Origin of the sequence: Curtobacterium sp. PhB172, from assembly GCF_003752545.1 — a bacterium.
Lineage (GTDB): Bacteria > Actinomycetota > Actinomycetes > Actinomycetales > Microbacteriaceae > Curtobacterium.
In genome coordinates this window covers 497,723-523,123 of record NZ_RKIF01000007.1, presented here as the reverse complement: position 1 = coordinate 523,123, position 25,401 = coordinate 497,723, and the positions used below count along the sequence as shown (strand labels likewise).

The window sequence follows — 25,401 nt, the reverse complement described above, 5'->3', positions numbered from 1 at the left end:
GGCGTCGCGGAACTGGCTCAGCGCAGCGTCCGGAACAGGAAGTCCGCCTCCTGCGGCAGCTCCTGCCGCAGGGACCACTGCACGGTGTTCCAGTCATGCCCGCTCCCCGGCGCGAACGCGACGGTGGTGGTCGCGCCGGCTGCGCGCGCTGCCCTGCCGAGTGTCCGGGCGTTGTGACTGAACGCGTGGTCCGACGACCCGGCCGTCAGCCAGACCGCGTGCCCGCCGAGCCCGTTCGCCCGCATCTGCGCGATCGGGGCCGCGCGCTCCCATGCCGCGATCGACCCGCCGAACGCCTGGTCGGCACTGTGCCGCGGGTTCTGGTCCACGGGCTGCAGCTCGCTCGAGATCGCGAGCGCGGCACCGAACGCGTCGGGTGACCCGGTGACGAACTGCATGGCGCACGTCGCCCCCTGGGAGAACCCGACGAGGCCCCAGGCGCTGCGGTCGGTGGTGACGGGCAGGTGGGCGGTGAGCCAGCTGGGCACGTCCTCGGTGACGTAGCTCGCCGAGTTCCCCAGCTTCGAGTCGACGCACATCGGGTTGCGCCCGGGCGCGGACAACTGGTCGACGGACACGACGATCGGGGCTCGTCCGTGGTGTGCAGCGGCGTAGGCGTCGAGCACGGTGCCCATCTGACCGGCGGTGAACATGTCACTCGGGGCTCCGGGCTGGCCGGCGAACGCCAGGAGCACCGGCAGCGGCGCGGGGTCGTTCAGGAGGGCGGCGGGTGGCAGGTAGACGACGGCCGGACGCGCGGGGAAGTCGGAGCGCGAACCGGGGATGTCGACGGTGCGGACCTGGCCGACGGCCGGCATCCTGGCAGCGGGCGCTGCCGCGAGGTCGAGCGCCGGGTAGGGATCGCTCTGCACGACCGTCCCGAGGGTCGGGTACTTCGCGAACTCCACGTTGACGCCGAGCGCGGGCACGAGCAGGGCTGCCGGGACGAGCACCACCGCCAGCACACGGCGCCAGCGCCCGCCCTGCACGATCCCGGTGACCGCCAGGGCCAGCGCCGCCGCGGCCAGGGCGACCCACATCCGCGTGACCGGACTCAGGGCGACGCCGAACAGGTTCAGCACGTCGCTGACGAGCCAGCACGCGACGAGCACGACCACGGCGGCTCCGACGGCGGCGGTCGCACGGACCCCGACCGTCCGCCAGGCCTGGCGAGTGCGGAACGACCGCAGCGCCGGCAGCAGCACCGCGACGGCGAGCGCCGCGAACACGAGGTCGATCGGCACCAGCTTCGACGGTGCCTGCAGCTGTGTGGCGAGCAGCCACTCGGTGGGACTCACGAGCGTGCCGTCGCCCGGTCGTCGGACGCCGGCCGGTGTGCCTGCCGCAGCGCCCACAGGTGCTTCGGTCGCAGCCCCGGCACGTACGCAGCGGCCAGCGCCCGCGCGACCCGCGGGACGTGCAACGGCGTGGGCACGACGATCCAGAGCGGTTCGTGGCGGGCGCCGAACTTCTCCTTGAAGCGCTGCAACGACCGGAACCCGTAGACCGGCTCGAGCACGCGGGCCAGGAGCACCGAGCCGTGGGCGACCAGGGATCGTGCCCCGGCGTGCGCGGCCAGCGGCGTGCCGGACAAGCTGACGATCGTGAGTCCGGCGTCGCGGGCACGGAGCGCGGTCCGTGCGATGAGGAACTCCATCACCCCGGGCATCCCGTCCTCGCCGCGGCGCATGACGTCGAGCGTGTACCCGGTCAGCGCGCCGTGCTCGTACACGGGCAACCAGCTCGTCACGGCGGTCACGTGTCCGTCTGCGGCGACGGCGAGCAACAGGCGGACGTCCGGGTCGTCGAGCTCGCGGAACCCACCGAGCGTGAACCCCATCTCCGGCAGCCGTCGGTCCGCTGCCCACCGGGTGCAGATCGCCGCGACCTCGGCGCGACGGTCGTCGTCGAGCGCCGCGAACGTCGTCCACTCGTCGTGGACGCCTTCGCGCTCGGCACGGTTCGACGCGGTCCGCAGGTCCTGCCGCTTCTTCCCGCGCAGGTCGAACGCGGTGACGTCGAGCACCGATTCGACGCCGACGGGCAGCGCGGTCCAGCCCTCGGCAGCGAGGATCTCGCGGATCGGTTCGTGCACGCTCGTGAACGCGGGTACCCAGCCGTTGCGGTCGCAGAACGCGGCGAAGGCCGTCACGACCTCGGCGCGGTCGGCGGCGGAGCACGCGGGGTCGGACACCGTGAGGGCGACGTCGCCGCTGACCCGGTAGGCGACGGCGCCGAGGCCGCCCGGGTGCGTCCAGGTCGCGTTGCCGTGCCACGTGCCCATGTGGCCGAGCGTGCCGGCGTCACCGTCGCGGAGCATCTCCACGAGGTCGTCGCGACAGGCCCCGGCAGCGTGGAACCGACGACGGACCAGCCGACCGTGCAGCGCGAGCACCGTGAGCAGGACGGCAGCGGGCACCAGCCACGCCCCGAGCAGGGTGACCTGCCACTCCAGCGCGTCCAGCCCGAGCCCCTGCCACTGGACGGCGCCGTCCTGCATCGGTTCGATCACGAAGACGTCGGCCAGGACCGCGGTGAGCGTCACCAGGACCCCGGTCGCCAGGGCGATGCCCGCGCACCGTCCGCGGTGCACCAGCCACGCGGCGCAGAGCAGGAGGAGTCCGGTCACGACCGCCGAGCGGTCGCTCATCGCGTCGGCGAACAGCGACAGGACGCCGTCGGGGTTCGGCACGACCGGCGTCACGAGCGTCCCGGCACCGAGTGCGATGAGCGCGCTCACCACGACGGTCCGTGCGCTGACGGTGTCGCGCGTGGTGCGGGCGTCGGGACGGGAGGCGCGGCGCACGACGAGCACACCGGCCGCGGTCCCGAGCAGCGTCGCCAGGGCGCGGGCCAGGTCCGAACCGTGGCCGGCGAACAGGACGAGGGTCAGCACCACGGTCCACAGCGCGACGCGCGTCCGCCAACGGCGTTGGGTCGGCATCGCGGCGGAGGCGGCCCCGAGCAGCGCGGCGGCCACGATCGAGGGCGCGAAGAGCGGTTGGCCGACGGCGAACTCGGCGTGCGCCTCACCCAGGGCGGAGCCGATCGTCACCGTGAGGAGCGTGGCGAGCAGGGCGAGTACCGGCGCCCCGACGCCGATGACGAGTGTCCGGACCGAGCCGAGGGACCGCTCGGCGAGGACGGTCGTCAGCACCACCGCGGCCAGGGCCAGACAGGCGACGGGCGGGTGGTGCGGGAAGTCGGGCTCAGCGTGCGTCATCCGGGCGGACAGCACGACGGCGACCGCCACGACCGCCGCGACGACGGACACGGGGAAGCGGACGAGCCGTCCGAACAGTGCTTGAGGGGCCACGGTCTCATCCCACACGGCCCCGGACCCCGCGTCATCGCCCCGCGGCGTGATCCACGATGGCCGATCGGCCATCCGGGCCGACCCGGAGGATGACGGTCAGGCCGGAGCAGTCGGCTGCAGGTGTCCGACGGGGAGCCGCAGGTGCAGGGCGAAGCCGTCGTCCGGCTGCGGCCCGGAGTCCATGCTCCCGCCCAGCAGCGAGGTGCGTTCACCGAGGCCGATCAGCCCGAGGCCGGACCCCGGGAGCTCGAGTCGCTCCGCCCGCGCCGGCCCGTTCACGACGTCCACCAGCACGTGCCCGGCGGAGACCCGGCCGCTGACCCGGACCGTCGCGTCGGGCGCGTGCTTGCGGACGTTCGTCAGCCCTTCCTGGACGAACCGGTACACGGCGCGCTGCAGCGGTTGGGCCAGGGTGTCGGGCAGGTCCACGGTCGCGCGGGTCTCGAGACCGCTCTCCGCGATGAGCCGTGGCAGGTCGGCGAGCACCGGCTGCGGGGCGATCTGCCGATCGGTGCCGCCCGAGGCCCGGAGCACCTGGACCATCTCGCGCAGCTCCTGCAGGGTGACGACGCACAGCTGCCGGATCGTCCGCGCGAAGCCGCGTTCCGCTTCGTCGCGGCCCGCCATCTGCATCGCACCGGCCTGCACCGCGATGAGGGTGACCTGGTGGGAGACGACGTCGTGCATCTCGCGGGCGAGGAGCGCGCGTTCCCGGGACAGCGCGACTGCGGCGGCCTGGCGACGTTCGTCCTCGCGGGCCCGGTGCACCTCGACGAGCTGGCCGGTGAGGCGCGCCCGCGTCTGCACGAGCAGTCCGACGGCGAGCGGACCGAGCGCGAAGATCAGCGCGTAGACGACCGACACGACGATCTCGCCGGGGGACTGCGGCGGCCCGACGAACCCACCGAAGCCGACGAACTGCACGAGCGCGGCCAGGAGCATCAGCCACCGGCGGTCGGTGCGCTCTCCGAGCGTGAACAGTGCGACGCTCGCGGCGACGACCGCGGACCCGACGAACAACCCGGGCACGGTCAGGGCGAAGGCGAGCACCGGGAAGCGGCGGCGGAGCAGAAGCGCCGCTGCGGCGACCAGGGACAGCACCGTCTCGAGGGTGGTCGCCCCGGAGATGTCGAGCACGGCGTCGGCGAGGGCGGCAGCGACGAAGAGGACGTCGAGAAACCACCAGGCTGCGCGGCGGGTGCGCACCCAGCGCAGGCCGGCGTCCACGAGGAGGTCGAGCCTCCTGTCGGTCGCGGCGAGGACACGTCGGACGCGACCGGCCGTCGGTCGGTCAGCCATCCAGCAGACCGGCCTCGGCTGCGCGCAGGGCGAGCTGGACCCGTGTCGAGACGCCGAACGCGGACAGGAGGGCGCGGACGTCCTCCTTCACGGTGCCGGTGCTGACGCCCAGGCGAGCGCCGATGTCCGGGTTGCTCGCGCCGCTGGCGACCAGGCGCACCACGGCGTGCTCCCGTTCGGAGAGCGACGGCGGTGGCGGACCGGACGGCTGCGCGGCGAACAGGCGCGATCGGTCGACGCCCGGGGCGATGACCACCCCACCCCGAGCGAGCACACGGACGTACTCGGCGAGTCCCTCGGGATCGGTGTCCTTGAGCAGGAACCCAGCGGCGCCGAGCTCCATCGCCCGCCCCACGTACTCGTCCGTGTCGAAGGTGGTGAGCATCGCGACCGCCGGCGGTTCGGCGAGGGCCTGCAGTGCGCGGAGGACCTCGATCCCGTCCACACGCGGCATGCGCACGTCGAGCAGGACGACGTCCGGGGCGTGGTCGCGGATGACCCGCACCGCGTCGACGTCCCCGGTCGTGGCGACCACGTCGATGTCCGGCGCGGCGCCGAGGATGAGTTCGAAGCCGTACCGGACGAGCGTCTCGTCGTCGACGATCACCACCGTGGTCACGGCCGTCATCTTGCCACGCACGTTGGCGTTCCGAGGTCGACTCGCTACTGTGATGGGAACTGGTCATGTCCGCGCATGACCACCACCCAGGACCAGCAACGGAGCACGAGGGACGCATGACGAGCCGCATCACCGAGGGTGCCGAACCGAAGCACCAGCAGTTGCGGCGGATCCTGCTCGACCTCGCCACCGCACGCCTGGCCCCCGGCGCCGCGATCCCGTCCGAACGCCAGCTCATCGCCGAGTACGGCGTCTCACGGATCACCGTGCGCGAAGCCCTCGGGCAGCTCGTCAACGAGGGCTACCTGGAGCGCGTCCGCGGCAAGGGCACCTTCGTGGCGCACCGCCCCGTGCAGTCGACGCTGCACCTGGCGTCGTTCACCGAGGAGATGCGCGCGATGGGCCACGTCCCGACGACGGTGGTCCTGGTGCGCGAGGAACGTGTGCCGCCGAGTGACACCGTGGCGGCCCTGCGGCTCGACGCCGAGGTGTCGGCCTTCCACGTGAAGCGACTCCGGATGGCGGACGGCGCTCCGGTGTCGATCGACGACGCCTGGCTCGTGGCCGATGCGTTCCCGGGGCTGCTCGACCACGACCTGTCCGGGTCGGTGTACTCGATCATCGCGAACGAGTACGGCATCCCGATCGACCGGGCGCAGCAGACGGTGGCCGCGAACCCGGCTGCCGACGACGTCGCGACGCTGCTCGGCACGAAGACCGGTGCTCCGGTGCTCGAGTTCGACCGGGTGTCGTACGCGGGGGAGCGCCCCGTGGAGCACACCCGCAGCTGGTACCGCTCGGACCGCTACCGCGTGCAGATGGAGGTCACCGCGACCCCGGCGGTCGCGTAGTCCGGCACGAACGCGAAAGCGACTGTGTGCCGCGAACAGTTCGCGGTACACAGTCGCTTCGGCGGGAAGAACCGGCGAAGAGCCGGGGTGGCCCGGGTCAGACCTCGAACAGGGTGTCGCCGTCGAGCACCGAGGTGCCCACCGTGCCCTGGTCGACGGTGTCCGGCGCGGAGCCGAGCACCACGACGGGGCAGATCGGCGAGTAGCCGGCGGCCGAGATCACCGACGGGGTGAACCGGACGACGGGGTCGCCGGCCGTGACCGTCGACCCCTCGGTGGCGAGGAGCTCGAAGCCCTCGCCCGACAGCTTCACGGTGTCGATGCCGACGTGCACGAGGACGTCCGTGCCCGCCGAGCCCTGCAGCGCGAACGCATGCGGGTGCAGCTTCACGATGGTGCCGTCGACCGGGGCCACCGCGGTGACCGCGCCCTCGACGCCCGTCGGGTCGACGGCCACACCGGCGCCGACGAGCTGGCCGGCGAACACCGGGTCCGGTACGTCAGCGAGGGCGACGACCGGGCCGGCGAAGGGCGTGCGGACCGCCGTCACAGTTCGTCCTGGATGTCCTGCGCGAGGTTGTCGGCGATGGTGCCGACGATGACCTGCCAGCCGGTGCCGCCGCCGACGACGGCCTGGGCCCCCGCAGCCTGCAGCGCGGCCTTGTCGACGAGGTCGCCGTCCTCGACCTCGACGCGGAGGCGCGTGATGCAGCCCTCGACCTCTTCGATGTTGTCGGCACCGCCGAGCGCGGCGATGATGTCGGCTGCCTTGATGTCGGCCATCGTTTCCTCCTCGTTAAGGGTTTTCGTACCAGGTTGACACGGGACCGGTCTCGGTTCAGACTACGGAACTGGTCATGACCGGACAGGACCGGACCTGGCGACACCGCCGAGGTTACCTGCGCTGGCTGCACGACTCAACTCACCCCGACAGCTCCACCCAATGACGAGAGGACCTCCGATGAGCGCCACCACTGCCACGGACGTGCCGGAGAAGAAGAAGCCGAAGAAGCAGTCCCGGCTGTTCGCGCAAGCCCAGCGCCTCGGACGGAGCCTGCTCCTGCCGATCGCGGTGATGCCCGCCGCGGGCATCCTGCTGCGCCTCGGTCAGTCCGACATGCTCGGCGCGATCCCCGGCTTCGAGCAGGGCGCGACGATCATCGCCGCCGCGGGCAACGGTGTGTTCACCTGGCTGCCGCTGCTCTTCGCGGTCGGCATCGCGATCGGGTGGGCGAAGAAGTCTGACGGCACGACCGCGCTCGCCGCCGTCGTCGGCTACATGGTCATGTACCAGGTGTTCGCGGCGATGTCGCCGATCGTCCTCGCGGGGGTGAAGGACGCCAACGGCGACCAGGCCACCATCAACTTCGGCGTCCTCGGCGGCATCGTGATGGGCCTCGTCTCGGCGGTCATGTGGGAGAAGTTCCACCGCACGAAGATGCCCGACTTCCTCGGGTTCTTCTCCGGCCGTCGCCTCGTCCCGATCCTGACCGCGGTCGCTGGTCTGGTCATCGCCGTCCTGATGTCCTTCGTGTACCGCTACTTCGACATCGCGCTGACCGCCGCCGGCCAGGCCGTGGCCGACAACGCCGTCATCGGTGGCGGCATCTTCGGGTTCGTCAACCGCATGCTCATCCCGATCGGGCTGCACCAGCTGCTCAACTTCTTCCCGTGGTTCCAGCTCGGCAGCTTCACTTCGGGCGGGGTCACCTACCACGGCGACATCGCGCGCTTCCTCGCCGGTGACCCGACCGCTGGCATCTTCCAGGCCGGCTTCTTCCCCATCATGATGTTCGCGCTGCCGGCCGGTGCGCTCGCCATCTGGCGCAACGCCAAGCCGCAGAACCGCAAGCTCGTCGGCGGCATCATGCTCTCGGCCGCGCTCACCTCGTTCGTGACCGGCATCACCGAGCCGCTCGAGTACTCGTTCATGTTCGTGGCGTTCCCGCTGTACATCATCCACGCGGTGCTCACCGGGACCTCGCTGGCGCTGGTCAACGCCCTCGGGATCCACGACGGGTTCTCGTTCTCGGCCGGTGCGATCGACTACGTGCTGAACTTCGGCAAGGCGGACGGAGCGATCTGGCTCATCCCGATCGGCCTCGGCTACGCGGTCGTCTACTACTTCCTGTTCAGTTTCGTGATCAAGAAGTGGAACCTCCGCACGCCCGGGCGTGAAGAGGACACGATCGCCGAGAACACGATCGACGCGGCCACCAAGCCGTAAGCGCGCGTTCCTGCAAGACGGGAGGCCCGGTGCCAGCTGGCACCGGGCCTCCCGTCCGTCTGTCGTCACCACCAGAGCGCTGGTACCGGTTTTGACAATCGTTATCAGCAAGCGCTACCGTCGGAGCATGCACAACCGCCTCCTCGCCCTCCCGCTCGTCGTCGGCGCCGCCGCGCTCGCCCTGACGGGCTGCGCGACCTCCTCGGCCTCGGGCAACGCCAGCAGCGACGGGAAGATCGCTGTCGTCGCCTCGACCAACGTCTACGGCTCGATCGCCCAGTCGATCGGTGGCGACCAGGTGTCGGTCACGAGCATTCTGAACGACCCCTCGCAGGACCCGCACTCGTTCGAGTCGAGCGCCCGCACCCAGCTCGCGGTGTCGAAGGCCGACCTGCTCATCGAGAACGGCGGCGGGTACGACGACTTCATGACCACGCTCGCCGACGCCTCGGACACGAATGCGGACACCATCAACGTTGTGAAGCTCTCCGGCTTGGACAAGGGCGGCGACGCCGAGTTCAACGAGCACGTGTTCTACAGCTACCCGACGATGGTGAAGCTCGTCGACGACGTCACGAAGCGCCTGTCCGCGCTCGATGCGGGCGACGAGGCCACGTTCGAGAAGAACGCCGACGCGCTCACGACGAAGCTCGAGGACCTCGAGTCCCAGACCGCCGACCTGAAGAAGACGTACGACGGCGAGAAGGTGGCGTACACCGAGCCGGTGCCGGGCTACCTCTTCGACGCGATCGGTCTCGACAACGTCACCCCCGAAGCGTTCTCCGAGGCGATCGAGGAGGGCGACGACGTCCCGCCGGCAGCGCTCAAGGACACCCTCGCGCTGTTCAGCGGCAAGAGCGTGGCGCTGCTCGCCTACAACGACCAGACCTCGAGCGCCGAGACCGAACAGGTCAAGAAGGCCGCCGACCAGAACGACGTCCCGGTGGTCGGTGTCACGGAGACGCTCCCCAAGGGGCAGGATTACGTCTCGTGGCAGCAGGCGAACATCGACGCGGTGCAGGCGGCGCTCCAGAAGTGACGACCTCGACCGCAGCAGCGACGACCGACAGCCCGGCGACCACCTCGGTGGACGACCGGGCTGCGGCCCGTCCGGTCCTGGCCCTGCGCGACGCCGGGCTGTCCTTCGGCGAACGGAAGCTCTGGGGACACCTGGACCTGGACATCGCGCCGGGGGAGTTCGTCGCGGTCCTCGGCCCGAACGGCGCCGGCAAGACCTCGCTCCTGCGCACGGTGCTCGGGCAGCAGCGCCTGACGAGCGGCACGATGTCGTTCCTCGGCCAGCCCGTCCGGCGTGGGCACCGGAAGATCGGCTACATCCCGCAGCAGCGGCTCATGGAAGCCGGCACCCCCCTGCGCGCGCGGGACATGATCGCGCAGGGCGTGACGGGGCACCGGTGGGGCGTCATGCCGACGGCGAAGGCCGACCGCGCCCGCATCGACCGCATCCTCGACGAGGTCGGCGCCACCGCGTTCGCCGACGCCCCGGTGGCCGAGCTGTCCGGCGGCGAGCAGCAGCGCACCCGCGTCGGTCAGGCCATCGCCGCCGACCCGGCACTGCTGCTGTGCGACGAACCCCTGATCTCACTCGACCTGCGGCACCAGCGCGGCGTCACCGAGCTCATCGACCGGCAGCGTCGGCAGCAGGGTGCCGCGGTGCTCTTCGTGACGCACGACGTGAACCCGATCCTCGACGTCGTCGACCGGGTCCTCTACATCGCCGGCGGCCGGTTCCGGATCGGTTCCCCCGACGAGGTCCTTCGTGCCGACGTCCTGAGCGACCTGTACGGCACCCCGGTCGACGTCGTCCGCACGATGGGCCGCATCGTCATCGTCGGCGCGAACGACGCGCACGACCACCACCACGGCGAGGTCGACCCGCACGCCCCGGCGTCGGACGAAGGGCGGATCTGATGGACGTCCTGTCGACGGTCTTCTCGTTCCAGGACTACGGCGAGCTCGTCGCCCTGGTGCAGAACTCGATCTGGGCCGGCGCGGTGCTCGGCATCGTCGGCGGGCTCATCGGCCCGTTCGTGGTGGCCCGGAACATGCCCTTCGCGGTGCACGGCATCTCGGAGCTGTCCTTCGCCGGCGCGAGCGCGTCCCTGCTGCTCGGTGTCAACGTCGTCACGGGCTCGCTCGTCGGGTCGGTGATCGCGGCGCTGCTCATCGGGGTGCTCGGCTCGAGAGCGCGCGACCGCAACTCGATCATCGCCGTGCTCATGCCGTTCGGCCTCGGGCTCGGCATCCTGTGCCTGGCGCTCTACAAGGGGCGTGCGGCCAACAAGTTCGGGCTGCTCACCGGCCAGATCGTGTCGGTGGACAACCCCCAGCTGACGTTCCTCATCGTCATCGCCGCCATCGTGGTCGCGACCCTGCTCGTCATCTGGCGGCCGCTGATGTTCGCGTCGGTCGACCCCGATGTGGCCGCGGCCGCCGGCATCCCGGTGCGGACGCTCGCGATCGTGTTCATGCTCGTCCTCGGCCTGGCCACCGCGGTGTCGGTGCAGATCGTCGGCGCCCTGCTCGTGCTGTCGCTGCTCGTCACCCCGGCCGCTGCGGCACTGCGGCTCAGCTCGCACCCGGTCGTGGTGCCGGTGCTGTCCACGGTGTTCGCCGTGGTGTCGGTCGTCGGTGGCATCCTGCTGGCACTCGGCGGCGGACTGCCGATCAGCCCCTACGTGACGACCATCTCGTTCGCGATCTGGGTGGTCTGCCGGATCGTCGGGGCCAGGCGCGACCGCCGTGGACGCGACCGGGTCGTCCGCCGCGACCAGCGTGGCGGGGGCGCACCGGGCCTCCCGTCCGGAACGAACGGAACCGGAACCGGAGCCGGAGCCGGTTCCGGAACGTCAGCCGAAACGAAGGTGGGTGCACCAGCATGAACGCCGTGCAGAAGGTCAAGCGGAACACGTGGCAGCGCGAAGCGGTGCGCGGCGCCCTCGACTCCACCGAGGGGTTCGTCAGCGCGCAGGCGCTGCACCAGCACCTGCGTGACGAGGGCTCGACGATCGGCCTCGCCACCGTCTACCGGGCGCTCGCCGACCTGGCGACCGAGGGCGACGCCGACTCGTTGCAGCAGGACGGCGAATCGCTGTACCGGGCCTGCACGACGGACGCGCACCACCACCACCTGATCTGCCGGAACTGCGGCCGGACCGTCGAGATCGAGGCGGACCCCGTCGAGCAGTGGGCGCAGGACGTCGCTGCCGCCAACGGGTTCACGAACGCCAGCCACGTCGTCGACATCTTCGGCGAGTGCGCGGTGTGCACGGCATCTGCCGCCGCAGCCGGACCGCGGACCGGCGACGCCGACGGCGAGTAGCGTCCGCGCCATGCACGTCATCCTGGTCCCCGGGTTCTGGCTCGATGCGAGCGCGTGGGACGACGTCGCCCCGGTGCTGCTGCAGGCAGGCCACACGGTCGAGGCGATCACCCGCGACGGCGACACGCTCGACGAGCAGGTCGCGGCGCTCGTGGAGCGCCTGGACGACGTCGCCAGCCCGGACGAGCCCGTCGTGCTCGCCGGACACTCGGGCGCCGGACCGATCGCCTACATGGCCGCCGACCAGCGGCCCTCACTCGTCGCACACCTGCTCTACGTCGACACGTTCCCCGGTCCCGCCGGCGGCTGCGTGAACGACGAACTGCCCGTGGTCGACGGTGTGGTGCCGCTGCCGTCGTGGGACGTCTGGGAGCCGGCCACCGTGCGCGGGATGACGCCGGCGTTGCGGGAGTCCTTCGAGCACCGCGCGATCCCGGAGCCGGCCGCCGTGCCGTCCGACCGGTTCCACTACGCCGACGCCGCCCGGCACACGATCCCGGCGACGGTGATCACCTGCGAGATCCCGGCGACCGAGCTCGCGACGATGGTGGCAGACCACCAGACCTGGGCCGCGGAACTCGTCGCGACCGAGGAGCTCAGCATCGTCGGACTCGAGACCGGCCACTGGCCGATGTTCACGGCGCCGCGCGAACTCGGCGAGCTCATGGTGCGCGCGCTTGCGACACGCCCGGAGCTCGCGTAAGCTCATCCCTTGGTCCTCCACGTCCGCGTGGTGGACCCGTTGTTCCAAGCCCTCCGATCGTCGCGAACGCCGCGGTCGCGTGGTGTCCGTTCCCCCTTCGACAGGGGCTGCGGGCCTGGGCGGTGTGCACAACCCCCTCGCATGCACCACTCCGGTGGTCCTGCGCGTGCGCACCAGGCAAGTGAACTTGGGTGCGGCCGTCCGGTCGCACGGTACCTCAGGAGGAAACCATGGCAGCAGTGTGCCAGGTGACCGGCGCCGTTCCCGGCTTCGGTCACAACATCTCGCACTCGCACCGCCGGACGAAGCGCCGCTTCGACCCGAACGTGCAGAAGAAGACGTACTACGTGCCGTCGCTGCGTCGCAACGTGACGCTCAACGTCAGCGCTAAGGGCATCAAGGTCATCGACGCACGGGGCATCGAGTCCGTCGTCAAGGACGTCCTCGCCCGTGGGGAGAAGATCTGATGGCGAAAAAGGGTCAGGACATCCGTCCGATCATCAAGCTCCGCTCGACGGCGGGCACCGGGTTCACGTACGTGACCAAGAAGAACCGTCGGAACAACCCCGACCGTCTCGTGCTGAAGAAGTACGACCCGGTGATCCGCAAGCACGTCGACTTCCGTGAGGAGCGCTAAGCATGGCGAAGAAGAGCAAGATCGCGAAGAACAACCAGCGTGCCGTCATCATCGCGCGCTACGCCGAGCGTCGTCTCGAGCTGAAGAAGGCCCTCGTGGACCCGAACGGCTCCGACGAGTCGCGTGAGGCCGCTCGCGTGGGCCTGCAGAAGCTGCCCCGCGACGCATCCCCGATCCGCTACCGCAACCGCGACGCGATCGACGGCCGCCCCCGTGGCCACCTGGGTGAGTTCGGCATCAGCCGTGTCCGCTTCCGCGACATGGCCCACCGTGGAGAGCTCCCCGGCATCACGAAGAGCTCCTGGTAAGCACTCGCAGCACCCGACGCCCCGTCACCTCCTGGTGGCGGGGCGTTCGCTGTGTCCGGGGTACAAGGGCGCCTCAGGGGTCACTTCTGCCCCGCTGGACCCGCGACAAGCCCGGAAATCCGGGCGAGTCGGCTGAATTCGTCCGATGTGGCTGGTAGGTTCAACTCCGGTTCCGCCGGGCCCTCGGCCCACTGGCACCGTGGCACGGGGCAACCGCTCCGGGCGCCGGACGGCACGTCCGTCCGACCGATACTGCAAGAAGTCCGAGGAGGACATCCAATGGCTGACAAGTCACTGAACCGCACCGAGCTCGTCGCTGCCGTCGCCGCCGAGTCCGGCCAGAGCCAGGCCACCGTCAACGGCGTCGTCGACGCGCTCTTCAGCGTCGTCTCGTCGTCCGTCGCGGACGGCACGAAGGTCACGATCCCCGGTTGGATCGCCTTCGAGAAGACGCACCGCGCCGCCCGCACCGGCCGCAACCCGCAGACGGGTGAGGCCATCGAGATCGCCGCGAGCGACTCGGTCAAGGTCAGCGCCGGCTCGAAGCTCAAGGCTGCGGTCAAGTAAGACTGTTCCGCGCATCGGGAGGGACGGCTTCGGCCGTCCCTTTCGTCGTTCCCGGGGTGCGTGCGTGGACGGGCGCGCGTGCGTGCGCCCGGTGCGCATGTCCTGCCTGGAGGCCCGTGCCGGTTCCCACAGGTCGGCCCGGCCGGTTCGGTGGCCGGGTGGGCACCGCCTAGGCTTGACGGGTGAATCGGATCGCGCGCATCGCCGGTCCCGCCGTGCTCCTGCTCGTCGGGTTCGTGGCGCTGCTCACGGCACTCGTCATCGGCGGTGGTGCGAACGCAGCGCTGATCGCCGACCCCGGTGCCCTGGTCCGTTTCGGTCTGCCGATCTCGCGGTTGGTCGTGGACCTGTCCGCCGCTGCGACGATCGGCGGCCTCGCGCTGGCCACCGTCGGACTCTCGCGCTCCGGCCCGGAGTGGAACCGCGCCATCGACGTCGCGGCCGCCGCCAGCGGGCTCTGGACGGTGTCGTCCGCGGTCACCACCTTCTTCACGTTCCTGAGCGTCGCCGGTTCGAAGATCAGCATCGACGAGCAGTTCGGCCAGTCGATGGGCGTGTTCCTCACCGGCACGGACCTCGGGCTCGCTTGGCTCGTGACGGTGCTCGTCGCCGCTGCCGTCACGGTGCTCTGCTTCGCCGTCCGTTCGCGGGGCATGGTCGCCCTGACCGCCGGCGTCTCGATGATCGGGCTCATCCCGCTCGCACAGCAGGGCCACGCCGCCGGCACCGCGAGCCACGACGCCGCCGTGACCGCGCTCGGGCTGCACCTGGTCGGCGCCGCGCTCTGGGTCGGTGGCCTGACCATGCTCGTGCTTCTGCGCGGCGTGCTGCCCGGTGACCGCCTGGCCGTGGTCGTCGCGCGGTACTCGAGCATCGCGCTCGGGTGCTTCGTGCTCGTGGCGGTGTCGGGTGTCGCCTCGGCACAGATCCGCGTGGGCGCTCTGTCGAACCTGTTCACGCCGTACGGCACCCTCGTGCTGGTCAAGATCGGCGCGATCGTCGCCATCGGGGTCCTCGGTGCCGTGCAGCGTCGGCGTGCGATTCGCTCCCTGACCGAGGCGCCGGCACGGCACCGCCCGTTCTGGACCTTGATCGTGGTCGAGCTCGCCGTGATGGGTGTCGCATCGGGCTTCGCCGCGGCGCTCGGACGCACGGCCACCCCGGTCGACCAGATCGCGCTGAGCAAGACGACCGACCCGAGCCCCGCTGAGCTGCTCACCGACGACCTGCTGCCGCACGCGCCCGGGGCCTGGGGCTGGCTGACGCAGTGGAACATCGACCTGTTCTGGCTGATGGCCGCCGTGCTGCTCGCTGCGACGTACACGGCCGGGGTCGTGCGCCTGCGCCGCACCGGGGTCCACTGGCCGGTGCGCCGTTCGGTGGCGGCGGCCCTCGCGATCATCTCGCTCGTCGTCGCGACGTCCGGTTCGCTGCACCAGTACGACCGGTTCCTGGTGTCGGCGAACGTCGGCGCGCACGTGCTGCTCGGCCTGGTGGTGCCGGCGCTGGTGTGGGCGGCGGCTCCCGTCGTGCTCATCCGGGCCGCGGTGCACCCGCGCGACGACGACAGCACCGGCGTGCGCGAGTGGACCGGTGTGCTGGTCGACAACGCCGCGGTCCGCTACCTGGTGCAGCCCTTCCCGGCGTTCCTGCTCGCCGCAGCGGTGTGGTGGGCGTACTTCGCCACCGACGCCGTCCGGTGGTCGGTGAGCGACTCCACGGGGCGCACGGTCATCGACGTGGGCTTCCTGCTCGTCGGGCTCCTGGCGATGCCGACGCTCTTCACCCCGATCGCGGCCGGCCAGCAGCACCCGACCCGCGCAGCGGCGGTCGTGCGGATCGTCGGGGCCGCGGTCGTCGCCGCCGGAGCGGTGTCGCTCGGCGTTGCGATGCGCGGGCCGCTCGGACTGCTGCAGGCGTCGTGGTTCGGGGCGATGGGGCGGACGTGGGGCCCCGATCCGCTCGTCGACCAGGCCCGTGGCGGGCTCGTGCTCGTGGTCGCCGGGGTGCTGCTCCTGGTGGCGGTCGTCGTGGTGGTGCTCGTGCAGCTGCGGCGCGCTGGATCGCCGGCGCGCACGCTCGGAGCGGACGCGCGCACCCTCGAGCAGGACGCACGATGAGCGTCGAGCTCAGCGACGAGCAGCGGGCCGTCTTCGAGTACATCGAGCACACCCGCGACCACGTCTTCATCACCGGTCGTGCCGGCACGGGCAAGTCGACCCTGCTCAACCACCTGTCGTGGAACACCGAGAAGCAGGTCGTGATCTGCGCACCGACCGGGGTCGCGGCCCTGAACGTCGGTGGCCAGACGATCCACTCGTTGTTCCGCCTGCCGATCGGCCTCATCGCCGATGCCGAGCTGCGCCAGGGACCGGACACCCGCAAGCTCCTGAACACCATCGACACCCTGGTGATCGACGAGGTCTCGATGGTGAACGCCGACCTGCTCGACGGGATGGACCGTTCGCTGCGCAAGGCCCGCGGGCGGCAGTTCGAGGCGTTCGGCGGGGTCCAGGTGGTCATGTTCGGCGACCCGTACCAGTTGCCGCCGGTCCCGGGTGGTGCCGACGAACGCGCCTACTTCACCGACCACTACCGGTCGATGTGGTTCTTCGACGCCAAGGTCTGGCTCGAGGCGAAGCTGAACATCATCGAGCTCGCCACCGTGCACCGCCAGCGCGACGACGCCTTCGCCGCCATGCTCACGGCGGTGCGGCACGGCCGGGTGACCGCCGAGATCGCCGACCAGCTCAACACCGCGGGCGCACGGCCCTCGCCCGACGACGCCATCACCCTCGCCACCCGGAACGACACCGTCGCGCGCATCAACAAGGCGGCGCTCGAACGGTTGCCCGGCAAGGTGAAGACCGCGAAGGCCGACGTCAACGGTGACTTCGGCGGGCGGAACTTCCCGGCCGACGAAGCCCTCGAGCTCAAGCCCGGTGCGCACGTGATGTTCCTGCGCAACGACGCCGACCAGCGGTGGGTGAACGGGACGCTCGGCATCGTCACGGCGATCCGCGACACGGTCTGGGTCGACGTCGACGGAGAATCGTTCGAGGTCCAGCCGTCGGTGTGGGAGAAGTTCAAGTACTCCTACGACGCCGACAAGAAGGAACTCAAGAAGGACACCGTCGGTGAGTTCCAGCAGTTCCCGTTGCGGCTCGCGTGGGCGGTGACGATCCACAAGTCGCAGGGCAGCACCTACGACCGCGCGGTGGTCGACCTGGGCAACCGGGTGTTCAGCGCCGGACAGACCTACGTCGCGCTGTCACGCCTGACCTCGCTCGAGGGGCTGTACCTGACCCGGCCGCTGCGGCCGCAGGACATCATCGTCGACACGGACGTCCGGCGCTTCATGTCCGAAGCGCCACGCATCGTCGCGACGGCACTCGAAGCCCGGAAGCCGGAGCCCGCCGCCGACGCCGACGCCGACCCCGACGACGACGCCTGACGCACCCGCGCTCCGCACACACGCCCCGCACTCACGCTCCCCGCACTCGCTCCGCACACACGACGACGCCCGCCTGCCGGAGCGGCAGACGGGCGTCGGGGAGCGTGTCGGTGTGTCAGGCGCGAGCCGCCGCACGCAGCGCGCGGAGGTTCTCCTTGTCGGCACCGAGCGCCGTCAGCAGCAGGATGACACCGACGATGGCGTGGAACACGTTGTCGGTGGTGTTCAGCGCGAAGATGTTCGCCGAGGTGTTGACGAAGACGAAGCCGTAGACGGCCAGCACCACGAGCACGGCGCCGACCACCAGGTTGCCGTTCCGCGAACCGATGGTGGTGCCGAGCCCGGTGATGAGCAGGACCGCGGCGAGCAGCACCCAGATGAGGGCGAGCGGCGGGTTGACCCCGAAGGCGTTCCAGAGCATCCCGCCCTGGCGGCTGAAGAAGCCGGGGTCGCCGTCGGCGGCGAAGAAGAAGCCCAGGATGCCCCAGAGTGCGAGGACGCCACCGACCGTGAGTGCGAGCCCGCGGTTCGGTGAGGCGGTGATGCCCGGTTCCTTGATGGCCACTTCGGTCTCCTCCTCGTACACTGCCGACGCGACGTGCGTCAGTCCGTCGGTGCCCGCCGGACTGAGCGGCGCGGCACTGAGCGGCACAGCGCGGGATCCGCGGGTGACGGCCGCACGGTTCCCAGCCTCCGGCCGGTGAGCCAACGGTATCGTGTCCGACCCCGACCGTCCGAATCGCAGCGCCGTCACCAGGCGGGCGACGAGACCGACGACGACCACTCCGAGGAGGACCAGTCCGGTGACCTTGACACCCGAGCGCAGTGCACCGGAGTCGCGTGGACCGAGCGTCTCGCGGCGGTTGCGGTGGGGTGTGCTGGCGGCTCTGGGGTTCGTGATCGTGCCTTCCGTCTACGCGGCCGCGGTGCTGACGCCGGTGGGGCAGCGCATGGAGGACGCCGCGCTCGGCGGGGTCCGTGAGTCCGACCTGTTCAGCTCGGACACTGCGCTCAACGTCATCTCGGTGCCGGTGATCCTGTTGCTCGTTGTCGTGATCGTCGCGGTGGCGTTCGCCAGGCGACGGCTCTCGGTGGGGCTCGGCGCGGGTGCAGTGGTGCTCGCGTCGGCGGCCACTTCGACGCTCGTCAAGCGTATCGCCGAGCGCCCGGAGATCGCCCAGTCGACGACGCCGAACTCGTTCCCCTCGGGGCACGCGACCATCGCGCTGGCCGCGCTGTTCGCCGTCCTGATGGTCACGCCCCGTCGCTTCCGGCCGATCGTCACCCTGCTCGGTGCCGCCTACGCGGTCTTCGTCGCCAACCAGACGGTCGTCTACGGCTGGCACCGGGTGAGCGACATCATCGGGGCGTGCGCGATCGCGATGTTCTGGCTCGGCGTCGTCCGGGCGTTCGGTCCGAGGGTCGACCGGGGCCTCCGAGGTGACCGGGACGGCCGTCGGGGTCCGCGCCGGGTGGTCAGCGTCGTCCTGCTCGTCGCCACCGGGGTCACGCTGGCCGTCGGCGTCGCCGCGCTCGTCGTCGGCCTGACGGGGGACGGCGCTCACGACCACGCCGCGATCCTGATGGCCGGACGACTGGCCTCGAGCGCGAGCGTCCTGGCGGTGGTGACCGCGGTGTGGTTCCTCGACGGCATGCACCACGCGGCCCGGACGGACCCCGCAGCACTGCCCGCAGCGCGCTGACGCCTGGTGGGAATGCACCGGCGTACGCTACGTTGTACCCAGCAAGTCGATGCAAACGCATTGATATCGCGAAAGGCGGCGCATCATGCAGTTCGGCATCTTCACGGTCAGTGACGTCACGACCGACCCCACGACCGGCACCACGCCGGACGACACCCAGCGCGTCCGCGACATCCTCACGATCGCGCAGCACGCCGACCAGGCCGGACTCGACGTCTTCGCCACCGGCGAGCACCACAACCCGCCGTTCGTCGCCTCGTCGCCGACCACGTTGCTGGCCTACCTCGCGGCGAAGACGAAGGACATCACGCTCTCGACGAGCACCACGCTCATCACCACGAACGACCCGGTGCGCATCGCCGAGGAGTACGCGATGCTCCAGGTGATCTCCGACGGCCGCATGGACCTCATGATGGGGCGCGGCAACACCGGCCCGGTCTACCCGTGGTTCGGGCAGGACATCCGCCAGGGCGTCAACCTGGCGATCGAGAACTACGCGCTCGTCCGCCAGCTCTGGGAGAACGACGTCGTCAACTGGCAGGGCAAGTTCCGCACGCCGCTGCAGGGCTTCACCTCGACGCCGCGCCCCCTCGACGGCGTGCCCCCGTTCGTCTGGCACGGCTCGATCCGCACGCCCGAGATCGCGGAGCAGGCCGCCTACTACGGCGACGGCTTCTTCCACAACAACATCTTCTGGCCGATCCAGCACACCGAGCAGATGGTCGGGCTGTACCGCCAGCGCTTCGAGCACTACGGCCACGGCCGTGCGGACCAGGCGATCGTCGGTCTGGGTGGGCAGTTCTTCGCCCGCAAGAACTCGCAGGATGCGGTCGACGAGTTCCGGCCCTACTTCGACAACGCCCCGGTCTACGGGCACGGCCCCTCGATGGAGGACTTCGCCGCCCAGACCCCGCTCACGGTCGGTTCGCCGCAGCAGGTCATCGACCGGTACGCGGCGATGAAGGACCACGTCGGCCACTACCAGCGCCAGCTGTTCCTGGTCGACCACGCCGGGCTGCCGCTCAAGACCGTGCTCGAGCAGATCGACATCCTGGCGACGGACATCGTGCCCGAGCTGCGCAAGCTGAACGACGAGGGCCGTCCGTCCGACGTGCCGTCGAACCCGCCGAGCCACACGGAACGCGCCGCCGCGGCGCTCGCCGCCGGCACGGTCGGCAGCGACCACGTCGCCGCCGAGGACGAGTGGACCGGCGCCTCCGTCTGACGCTCCCGGCGCTCGGTTCGTGAGCAGGAATGGTCGGGTCCCGCGAGGCGACCCGACCCTTTCTGCTCACCATGCGCAGTGGGCGCGACCACGGCCGTGCCGGGAGGGACGGTGCCAGCTGGCACCGGGCCTCCCGTCCGCCCCGGCGCGTGTCCAGTGCGCCCATCGCGAAAGCGACAGTCCTGCGGATGGCGCTGCCGTCACCTTCGCGAAAGCGACAGTTGCCCGCCGATCATCGGCGGAGATCTGTCGCTTTCGCGAGCGGGGCGTCCGGCTCGGTGACCGGACGGGCCGGCACGAGCTTCAGGCCGACGACGCAGCCGACGATCCCCGCGATGAACAGCACGCGCAGCAGGGTGACGGGCTCGGCGCCGGTGGCCATGCCCCACAGCACCGTCAGGGCTGCACCGGTGCCGGTCCACACGGCGTACGCGGTGCTGATCGGGATGTGCTTGAGGACGTAGCCGAACGCGCCCAGGCTGACCACGATCGTGATCGCGAACACGAGCGTCGGTCCGGGTCGGGTGAAGCCGTCGCTCTCGCCGAGGGCGGTCGCCCACACGGTCTCGAGCGTGGCGCTGAGGAACAGGACGATCCAGGCCACCTCAGCTCACCACCTTGAGGCCGACGACGCAGGCGACCAGGCCGAACACGAGGCCGAGTCGTGCGAGCGACGCGGCTTCTTGCCGGCGCAGGATCGACACGACGACCGTCAGCGAGGCGCCGATGCCCACCCAGACGGCGTAGGCGGTGCCCACCGGGATCGACTTCATCGCGAACGCGAGCCCGATCATGCTCAGCGCCATGCCGGCGATGAACACGATCGTCGGCACGACCTTCTTGAAGCCGTTCGAGGCGCTCAGTGCGGTGGCCCAGACGGCCTCGAGCACGCCGCTCAGCACGAGGATGACCCATGCCATGACGATGTTCCCTTCGTTCGGTCGCATAGTCGCACGACTGTGCGACAACGACCTCGACGGTAGCACGAGTTCGTACGACTGTGCGAGTATGGCGGTGTGGCCAGGAGCATGGACGTCGAGCAGCGGCGCCGTACCGTGTCCGAAGCCGCGTGCCGGGTGCTCGCCCGCGACGGACTCGGGGCGCTGAGCGTCCGGAACGTCGCGGCAGAGGCCGGACTGCCGCCGAGCACCGTCCGCTACACCTTCCCGACGCAGGCGAGCGTCCGGTCGCACGCGCTCGAGCTCGTGTTCGACGCGACCGCGGCCCGGATCGACGCCGTGCCGGCGGACCTGCGGGGCACGGCGTACGCGCACGCGGTCCTGCTCGAGCTCCTGCCCCTCGACGAGGAGCGACGCATCGAGCTCGACGTCTACCTGGGCCTCGGCACGGCAGCGCTGACCGACACCGAGCTGCGGCCGTTCCACGACCGGGTCGTCGACGAGATGCGGGAGTGGTGCGGGCGGATCCTGCGGGCGCTCGGGGTGCCGGACGCCGACGTGCCCTACGAGACCCGGCGGCTGCACGCCCTGGTGGACGGGCTCGCGATGCACATCGTGCGGGTCGATCCCGGGGGTGACGCCTCGTGGGCGATCGACACGCTCGACCGGCACGCGGCGGGCATCGCCCGGGTCTGACTGCGCCACGGTGCGCTCGCACGGTGCCGGGTTCGCGGGCCGGTGCGGCGTTGTTGCTGGCGGGGGAGCGAGTGCACGGTGCCGGGTTCGCGAACCCGTGCGTCGTTGGTGGCTCCGTGCGGCGCTCCAGGCCTGCACCGAGCGGGCAACCCTGCACGGCGTGAACGAACTCGCACGGTGCGCAGGCGGCCGCGCGCGGACCGCCACGCAGCACGCGTCGCCTATCCTTTCCGGGTGACGACGACCACGCCGCCGCAGCAGCGATCCCGCTCCCGTTCCCTGACGGGCCCGGGCCTCGTGCTGCTCGCCGTCGTCGTGCTCCTGGGGATCCGGCTGCTGTCCCCGAGCATCGGGACCGCCGGCCTGCCGGACGTCGTGCAGGACTTCCTGACGCTGGCGATCAGCGTGGTGGTCGAGTCGCTGCCGTTCGTGGTGCTCGGCATCGTGCTGTCGATCGTCGTCGAGGTGTGGGTGCCGGTCGGTGCGCTCGAGAAGGTCCTGCCGCAGAACGCATTCGGCCGCCGCGCCGTGATCTCGCTGATCGGCATGCTGTTCCCGGTGTGCGAGTGCGGGAACGTGCCGCTCGCCCGCGGCCTGATGATGCGCGGGTTCACCCCTGCCGAGGCCGTCACGTTCCTGGTCGCCGCCCCCATCCTCAACCCGCTCGTGATCATCAGCACCGCGCAGGCGTTCGGCTGGTCCGGCTGGATCCTGCCGGTCCGGATCGTCGGCGGCTTCGTGATCGCGAACCTGGTCGGCTGGATCGTCGCCGCGCACCGCCGCCCGGCCGACCTGCTGCTGCCCGCGTTCGAGGCCCGGTGCCGCGCTGCGATCGGCGCACCACGGAGCCGGAACCGGTGGCGGGAGAGCGCCGCGCAGTTCGGCGGCGAGACCGCGACGATGATGCCGGCCCTGTTCGTCGGCGCCGGCCTGGCTGCGGCGATCCAGGTCGCCGTGCCCCGTTCCACGCTCGTCGCGATCGGCTCGAACCCGGTGCTGTCCGTCGCGGCGATGATGCTGCTCGCGATGACGGTGTCGCTCTGCTCGAACGTCGACGCGTTCTTCGCGCTGTCGTTCGCCTCGACGTTCCTGCCCGGGTCGATCACGGCCTTCCTGATCATCGGGCCGATCATCGACGTGAAGATGATCGCCCTGCTCCGCACGACGTTCCGGGTCCGGTTCCTGGTGCTGCTCGCCGTCGTGTGCGTCCTGTTCGCCGGCGCCGTGGGATTGGTGATGAATGTCCTCGTCTGACGCACGCAGCAGCAACGCTCCGGCCTACCTCGGGCTCGGGTCCGTGCTGGCGGTCGCCCTGTGCACGCTCTGGCTCGCACTGGTCGGGCACCTCGACCTGTACATCAACCCGCGGTACTCGGTGTTCACGATCGTGCTCGCCGCCGTCGCGGTACCCGCCTCGATCGCGGGCCTGGTGGTCATCGCACGCGGCCACGGCCACGAGCACGGTGACGACGCGGACGAGCACGAGCCGGACCACGACCACGGGCGGCGCGGACCCGGCCGTGGTCGCGCCCTCCGCCTCGCCCTCGGCGGGGCTGCCGCGATCGTCACGGTCGGGGTCACCGTGTCGATGCTGGTCCTGCCCCCGACGACGCTGTCCGCCCGCACCGCGCAGCAGCGGAGCGTGGACTCGGCGACCCTGTCGAACGCGACGGGCTCCGAGGCGGCGGTCTCCCTGCTCGGCAGCGAGGGCGTCGACACCTCGGAGTACGGCGTCAAGGACTGGGCGGCGCTGATCCGGCAGACCACCGACACCACGGCCCTGGTCGGCAAGCAGGTGCGGCTGTCCGGCTTCGTGGTGCCGGGCGAGGGCGGCTCGTTCACCCTGACCCGGTTCGTGATCAGCTGCTGCGCCGTGGACGCCCAGCCAGTCGGCCTCGGCGTGGTGACCGAGGGCGGCGACCGTACCGAGGCGGAGCCCGACGAAGGGCAGTGGGTCACGGTGACCGGCGCACTCGCGGCGAACCCGGACCAGTCCGCCGACGCCCGCATCGTCATCAAGGCCGCGAAGGTGCAGGAGATCGCGCAGCCGAAGGACCCGTATGAGTACTGAGACGGGCACGAGTACTGAGCGCGCGGGACGCCGCACCGACCGCCGCCCGGTCACGCGCCGGTTCCACCGCCGGTACCTCGCCGTCGTGCTCGTCCTGGCGGTCGTCGCCACGCTCGCCGCCGTCGTCGGGTCGCAGCAGGGCCCACGCCTGCGCGACGTGTCGTACGACGCCACCGGCCTGGTGTCCCGACCGGCGCAGCGGGTGATCCTGACGGCGAACCAGGCACTGCAGCAGGTGTCCGCCGCCGACGTCCGCGTCAGCCCCGCGGCCGCGCACACCGTGACCTCGAGCGGCAACACGATCGCGGTCGAGTTCGCCGGACCCCTGGCCTACGACCGCGACTACACGGTGACGGTCGCGAACGTCCGGGCTCCGGGGCAACGTGCCACCGCGGACCTCACCGCCGCCATCCGGACCGGCAGTACCGACGTCCTCGCCCTCGTGCCGGGAGCCGACGGCGCGAAGGACCGCATCGTGCGCCGCTCTCTCGACGCCGGCGGTGCGACGACCGTGTACCAGGGCGCCGAGATCTCGGAGTACGCCCGGCTCGGACGGTCCCTGGTGGTCGTCAGTGGCAGCGACGCGAGCTCCTCGGTCGACGTGGTCGCGCTGTCCGGCGGGGTGCAGGACCCGGACGCCCCCGTCGAGCACCTCACCCTGCCGTCCTCGCAGGGTCGGGTCACCGCCCTGCACGTCGCCGACGACGCGGCGTCGTTCGGGTTCGAGTACGCCGACACGTCCACCGGGCAGTCGCGGAACACCGGTCTGTACGTGGTCGACATGACGGGCACGCACCTGCCCACCGCGATCGCCGAGGACGGGAAGCCGCAGACGGGCGCCGTGCCGATGACGGTCGGGCAGTGGGCCTACGTGCCTCGGACGGAGAGCGCCCTGGTGCGGACGGGCAGCGACGACCTGGTGCTCGTCGACATGAGCGGCCGCGCCGACCCCGTCCGGCTCGGCAGCGCCACGTACCTGCACGGGTTCGTCGGCTCGGGCACCACGGCCGTGGTCGAGACCGGCACGGGCATCGAGCGCCTCGACCTGACCGACGGCGCGAAGACGGCGCTGCGGGCGCCGGCCGCGAGCACCGACGCGGCGGTGCTCGGCCGCATCGCCCCGTTGACGGACGACACGTACCTGCGCGTGCTGGGGGACGTGCGGTCGGACGGGACCGTCTCGGCACGGATCGTGCGTGTGGACGGCGGGCGGGCCTCCCGGCTGCCGGTGACCATCCCCGACGACGCGAGCGTCACGGCGGTCTGCCCGTCTCCGAACGGCCAGTTCGTGGCGGTCGCGACGAAGTCGGCGACCGACGAGCTGGTGAGCATCGTCGACGCGACCTCCGGTGCGCTCGAGGCGAGCATCGACGCGGGTTCCGTCGACTGGTGCGGCGCGCTGCCGTCCGGCGACGAGGTCGGCTGACGGCCCGACGGACAGACGGACAGGAGGCCCGGTACCAGCTGGTACCGGGCCTCCTGT

28 protein-coding genes are annotated in these 25,401 nt (G+C 71.1%); 19 read left to right on the top strand and 9 right to left on the bottom strand.

Annotated features, from left to right (window positions below; translation table 11 throughout):
- Positions 1–17: 17 nt before the first annotated feature.
- The 4 genes from EDF42_RS09515 to EDF42_RS09500 all read right to left on the bottom strand — a co-directional run bounded on the left by EDF42_RS09515 (position 18) and on the right by EDF42_RS09500 (position 5,243).
- Positions 18–1,298: an esterase family protein gene (locus EDF42_RS09515; protein WP_148067705.1), complete on the bottom strand. Its 1,281-nt coding sequence runs from the start codon at positions 1,296–1,298 to the stop codon at positions 18–20.
- Positions 1,295–3,316, bottom strand: coding sequence for a bifunctional lysylphosphatidylglycerol flippase/synthetase MprF (locus EDF42_RS09510; RefSeq protein ID WP_148067703.1), 2,022 nt, complete (start codon positions 3,314–3,316; stop codon positions 1,295–1,297). The genes EDF42_RS09515 and EDF42_RS09510 overlap by 4 nt, the downstream gene beginning before the upstream one ends.
- 96 nt (positions 3,317–3,412) lie before the next feature.
- A complete protein-coding gene (locus tag EDF42_RS09505) occupies positions 3,413–4,615 on the bottom strand; it encodes a sensor histidine kinase (protein WP_123672152.1) in 1,203 nt (400 codons plus the stop codon).
- A complete protein-coding gene (locus tag EDF42_RS09500; protein WP_185040875.1) occupies positions 4,608–5,243 on the bottom strand; it encodes a response regulator transcription factor in 636 nt (211 codons plus the stop codon). The genes EDF42_RS09505 and EDF42_RS09500 overlap by 8 nt, the downstream gene beginning before the upstream one ends.
- 107 nt (positions 5,244–5,350) lie before the next feature.
- On the opposite strand from EDF42_RS09500, the gene EDF42_RS09495 reads away from it, so the two are divergent.
- Positions 5,351–6,085 carry a GntR family transcriptional regulator gene (locus tag EDF42_RS09495; RefSeq protein WP_123672151.1) on the top strand — a complete coding sequence of 245 codons (735 nt, stop codon included), beginning with the start codon at positions 5,351–5,353 and terminating at the stop codon, positions 6,083–6,085.
- A 97-nt stretch (positions 6,086–6,182) separates the two neighbouring features.
- Here EDF42_RS09495 and EDF42_RS09490 read toward each other — a convergent pair whose 3' ends face one another.
- Positions 6,183–6,635 (bottom strand): glucose PTS transporter subunit IIA, encoded by a 453-nt coding sequence (locus tag EDF42_RS09490; RefSeq protein WP_123293454.1) that lies wholly within the window; start codon positions 6,633–6,635, stop codon positions 6,183–6,185.
- Positions 6,632–6,868, bottom strand: coding sequence for a PTS transporter subunit EIIB (locus EDF42_RS09485; RefSeq protein ID WP_071293232.1), 237 nt, complete (start codon positions 6,866–6,868; stop codon positions 6,632–6,634). Before EDF42_RS09485 ends, EDF42_RS09490 begins: the two co-directional genes overlap by 4 nt.
- Before the next feature lie 178 nt (positions 6,869–7,046).
- Between EDF42_RS09485 and EDF42_RS09480 the strand changes: the two genes are divergently transcribed.
- From EDF42_RS09480 to EDF42_RS09425, 12 genes are all read left to right on the top strand, one after another.
- Positions 7,047–8,312 carry a PTS transporter subunit EIIC gene (locus EDF42_RS09480; RefSeq protein WP_123672150.1) on the top strand — a complete coding sequence of 422 codons (1,266 nt, stop codon included), beginning with the start codon at positions 7,047–7,049 and terminating at the stop codon, positions 8,310–8,312.
- A gap of 127 nt (positions 8,313–8,439) precedes the next feature.
- A complete protein-coding gene (locus EDF42_RS09475; protein WP_123672149.1) occupies positions 8,440–9,351 on the top strand; it encodes a metal ABC transporter solute-binding protein, Zn/Mn family in 912 nt (303 codons plus the stop codon).
- 47 nt (positions 9,352–9,398) lie between these two features.
- Complete coding sequence (locus tag EDF42_RS09470) at positions 9,399–10,244, top strand: metal ABC transporter ATP-binding protein (protein ID WP_123672207.1); 846 nt, start codon at positions 9,399–9,401, stop codon at positions 10,242–10,244.
- Positions 10,244–11,215, top strand: coding sequence for a metal ABC transporter permease (locus EDF42_RS09465; RefSeq protein ID WP_123339966.1), 972 nt, complete (start codon positions 10,244–10,246; stop codon positions 11,213–11,215). The genes EDF42_RS09470 and EDF42_RS09465 overlap by 1 nt, the downstream gene beginning before the upstream one ends.
- Entirely contained in the window at positions 11,212–11,655 is a 444-nt protein-coding gene (locus tag EDF42_RS09460) for a Fur family transcriptional regulator (RefSeq protein ID WP_123293457.1), read from the top strand. Before EDF42_RS09465 ends, EDF42_RS09460 begins: the two co-directional genes overlap by 4 nt.
- Before the next feature lie 10 nt (positions 11,656–11,665).
- A complete protein-coding gene (locus EDF42_RS09455) occupies positions 11,666–12,358 on the top strand; it encodes an alpha/beta fold hydrolase (protein ID WP_123672148.1) in 693 nt (230 codons plus the stop codon).
- Positions 12,359–12,588: 230 nt separating this feature from the next.
- Entirely contained in the window at positions 12,589–12,825 is a 237-nt protein-coding gene (gene rpmB, locus EDF42_RS09450; RefSeq protein WP_111085377.1) for a 50S ribosomal protein L28, read from the top strand.
- Entirely contained in the window at positions 12,825–12,995 is a 171-nt protein-coding gene (gene rpmG, locus EDF42_RS09445; RefSeq protein WP_017886456.1) for a 50S ribosomal protein L33, read from the top strand. The genes rpmB and rpmG overlap by 1 nt, the downstream gene beginning before the upstream one ends.
- Positions 12,996–12,997: 2 nt before the next feature.
- Positions 12,998–13,303 (top strand): 30S ribosomal protein S14, encoded by a 306-nt coding sequence (gene rpsN, locus EDF42_RS09440; protein WP_111085378.1) that lies wholly within the window; start codon positions 12,998–13,000, stop codon positions 13,301–13,303.
- Between the two features lie 279 nt (positions 13,304–13,582).
- Positions 13,583–13,870, top strand: a complete 288-nt coding sequence (locus EDF42_RS09435) for an HU family DNA-binding protein (protein WP_111085379.1) — start codon at positions 13,583–13,585, stop codon at positions 13,868–13,870.
- A gap of 182 nt (positions 13,871–14,052) precedes the next feature.
- Positions 14,053–15,990, top strand: coding sequence for a cytochrome c oxidase assembly protein (locus EDF42_RS09430; protein WP_123672147.1), 1,938 nt, complete (start codon positions 14,053–14,055; stop codon positions 15,988–15,990).
- On the top strand, positions 15,987–17,324 hold the full coding sequence (locus tag EDF42_RS09425) for an ATP-dependent RecD-like DNA helicase (RefSeq protein WP_123339970.1): 1,338 nt from the start codon (positions 15,987–15,989) through the stop codon (positions 17,322–17,324). The genes EDF42_RS09430 and EDF42_RS09425 overlap by 4 nt, the downstream gene beginning before the upstream one ends.
- Before the next feature lie 115 nt (positions 17,325–17,439).
- Here EDF42_RS09425 and EDF42_RS18935 read toward each other — a convergent pair whose 3' ends face one another.
- Positions 17,440–17,889: a DUF4383 domain-containing protein gene (locus EDF42_RS18935; RefSeq protein ID WP_165901145.1), complete on the bottom strand. Its 450-nt coding sequence runs from the start codon at positions 17,887–17,889 to the stop codon at positions 17,440–17,442.
- A gap of 238 nt (positions 17,890–18,127) precedes the next feature.
- On the opposite strand from EDF42_RS18935, the gene EDF42_RS09415 reads away from it, so the two are divergent.
- Entirely contained in the window at positions 18,128–19,027 is a 900-nt protein-coding gene (locus EDF42_RS09415) for a phosphatase PAP2 family protein (protein WP_148053838.1), read from the top strand.
- Between the two features lie 85 nt (positions 19,028–19,112).
- Positions 19,113–20,252, top strand: a complete 1,140-nt coding sequence (locus tag EDF42_RS09410) for a CE1758 family FMN-dependent luciferase-like monooxygenase (RefSeq protein ID WP_123672145.1) — start codon at positions 19,113–19,115, stop codon at positions 20,250–20,252.
- A gap of 232 nt (positions 20,253–20,484) precedes the next feature.
- Here EDF42_RS09410 and EDF42_RS09405 read toward each other — a convergent pair whose 3' ends face one another.
- Both EDF42_RS09405 and EDF42_RS09400 read right to left on the bottom strand, forming a co-directional pair.
- Positions 20,485–20,856: a multidrug efflux SMR transporter gene (locus EDF42_RS09405; protein ID WP_123339973.1), complete on the bottom strand. Its 372-nt coding sequence runs from the start codon at positions 20,854–20,856 to the stop codon at positions 20,485–20,487.
- A gap of 1 nt (position 20,857) precedes the next feature.
- Positions 20,858–21,172 (bottom strand): multidrug efflux SMR transporter, encoded by a 315-nt coding sequence (locus tag EDF42_RS09400; protein WP_123672206.1) that lies wholly within the window; start codon positions 21,170–21,172, stop codon positions 20,858–20,860.
- 96 nt (positions 21,173–21,268) lie between these two features.
- Between EDF42_RS09400 and EDF42_RS09395 the strand changes: the two genes are divergently transcribed.
- The 4 genes from EDF42_RS09395 (at position 21,269) to EDF42_RS09380 (ending at position 25,344) form a co-directional block, all read left to right on the top strand.
- Positions 21,269–21,847, top strand: coding sequence for a TetR/AcrR family transcriptional regulator (locus EDF42_RS09395; protein WP_260213011.1), 579 nt, complete (start codon positions 21,269–21,271; stop codon positions 21,845–21,847).
- A gap of 234 nt (positions 21,848–22,081) precedes the next feature.
- Entirely contained in the window at positions 22,082–23,101 is a 1,020-nt protein-coding gene (locus EDF42_RS09390; protein WP_123672144.1) for a permease, read from the top strand.
- A complete protein-coding gene (locus tag EDF42_RS09385) occupies positions 23,088–23,918 on the top strand; it encodes a TIGR03943 family putative permease subunit (protein ID WP_123672143.1) in 831 nt (276 codons plus the stop codon). Before EDF42_RS09390 ends, EDF42_RS09385 begins: the two co-directional genes overlap by 14 nt.
- The gene (locus tag EDF42_RS09380; protein ID WP_123672142.1) at positions 23,908–25,344 is read left to right on the top strand and encodes a hypothetical protein; all 1,437 of its coding nucleotides are present in this window, start codon (positions 23,908–23,910) and stop codon (positions 25,342–25,344) included. Before EDF42_RS09385 ends, EDF42_RS09380 begins: the two co-directional genes overlap by 11 nt.
- Positions 25,345–25,401: the final 57 nt, after the last annotated feature.

What these genes read in the sequence shown, in the direction of transcription:
- EDF42_RS09505 (WP_123672152.1), bottom strand. Translation starts at nt 4,615, where the DNA reads ATGGCTGACCGACCGACGGCCGGTCGCGTCCGACGTGTCCTCGCCGCG.
- EDF42_RS09480 (WP_123672150.1), top strand. Translation starts at nt 7,047, where the DNA reads ATGAGCGCCACCACTGCCACGGACGTGCCGGAGAAGAAGAAGCCGAAG.
- EDF42_RS09400 (WP_123672206.1), bottom strand. Translation starts at nt 21,172, where the DNA reads ATGGCATGGGTCATCCTCGTGCTGAGCGGCGTGCTCGAGGCCGTCTGG.
- EDF42_RS09455 (WP_123672148.1), top strand. Translation starts at nt 11,666, where the DNA reads ATGCACGTCATCCTGGTCCCCGGGTTCTGGCTCGATGCGAGCGCGTGG.
- EDF42_RS09465 (WP_123339966.1), top strand. Translation starts at nt 10,244, where the DNA reads ATGGACGTCCTGTCGACGGTCTTCTCGTTCCAGGACTACGGCGAGCTC.
- EDF42_RS09460 (WP_123293457.1), top strand. Translation starts at nt 11,212, where the DNA reads ATGAACGCCGTGCAGAAGGTCAAGCGGAACACGTGGCAGCGCGAAGCG.
- rpmG (WP_017886456.1), top strand. Translation starts at nt 12,825, where the DNA reads ATGGCGAAAAAGGGTCAGGACATCCGTCCGATCATCAAGCTCCGCTCG.
- EDF42_RS09380 (WP_123672142.1), top strand. Translation starts at nt 23,908, where the DNA reads ATGAGTACTGAGACGGGCACGAGTACTGAGCGCGCGGGACGCCGCACC.
- EDF42_RS09500 (WP_185040875.1), bottom strand. Translation starts at nt 5,243, where the DNA reads ATGACGGCCGTGACCACGGTGGTGATCGTCGACGACGAGACGCTCGTC.
- EDF42_RS09385 (WP_123672143.1), top strand. Translation starts at nt 23,088, where the DNA reads ATGTCCTCGTCTGACGCACGCAGCAGCAACGCTCCGGCCTACCTCGGG.
- EDF42_RS09475 (WP_123672149.1), top strand. Translation starts at nt 8,440, where the DNA reads ATGCACAACCGCCTCCTCGCCCTCCCGCTCGTCGTCGGCGCCGCCGCG.
- EDF42_RS09485 (WP_071293232.1), bottom strand. Translation starts at nt 6,868, where the DNA reads ATGGCCGACATCAAGGCAGCCGACATCATCGCCGCGCTCGGCGGTGCC.
- rpmB (WP_111085377.1), top strand. Translation starts at nt 12,589, where the DNA reads ATGGCAGCAGTGTGCCAGGTGACCGGCGCCGTTCCCGGCTTCGGTCAC.
- EDF42_RS09435 (WP_111085379.1), top strand. Translation starts at nt 13,583, where the DNA reads ATGGCTGACAAGTCACTGAACCGCACCGAGCTCGTCGCTGCCGTCGCC.
- EDF42_RS09425 (WP_123339970.1), top strand. Translation starts at nt 15,987, where the DNA reads ATGAGCGTCGAGCTCAGCGACGAGCAGCGGGCCGTCTTCGAGTACATC.
- EDF42_RS09410 (WP_123672145.1), top strand. Translation starts at nt 19,113, where the DNA reads ATGCAGTTCGGCATCTTCACGGTCAGTGACGTCACGACCGACCCCACG.
- EDF42_RS09495 (WP_123672151.1), top strand. Translation starts at nt 5,351, where the DNA reads ATGACGAGCCGCATCACCGAGGGTGCCGAACCGAAGCACCAGCAGTTG.
- rpsN (WP_111085378.1), top strand. Translation starts at nt 12,998, where the DNA reads ATGGCGAAGAAGAGCAAGATCGCGAAGAACAACCAGCGTGCCGTCATC.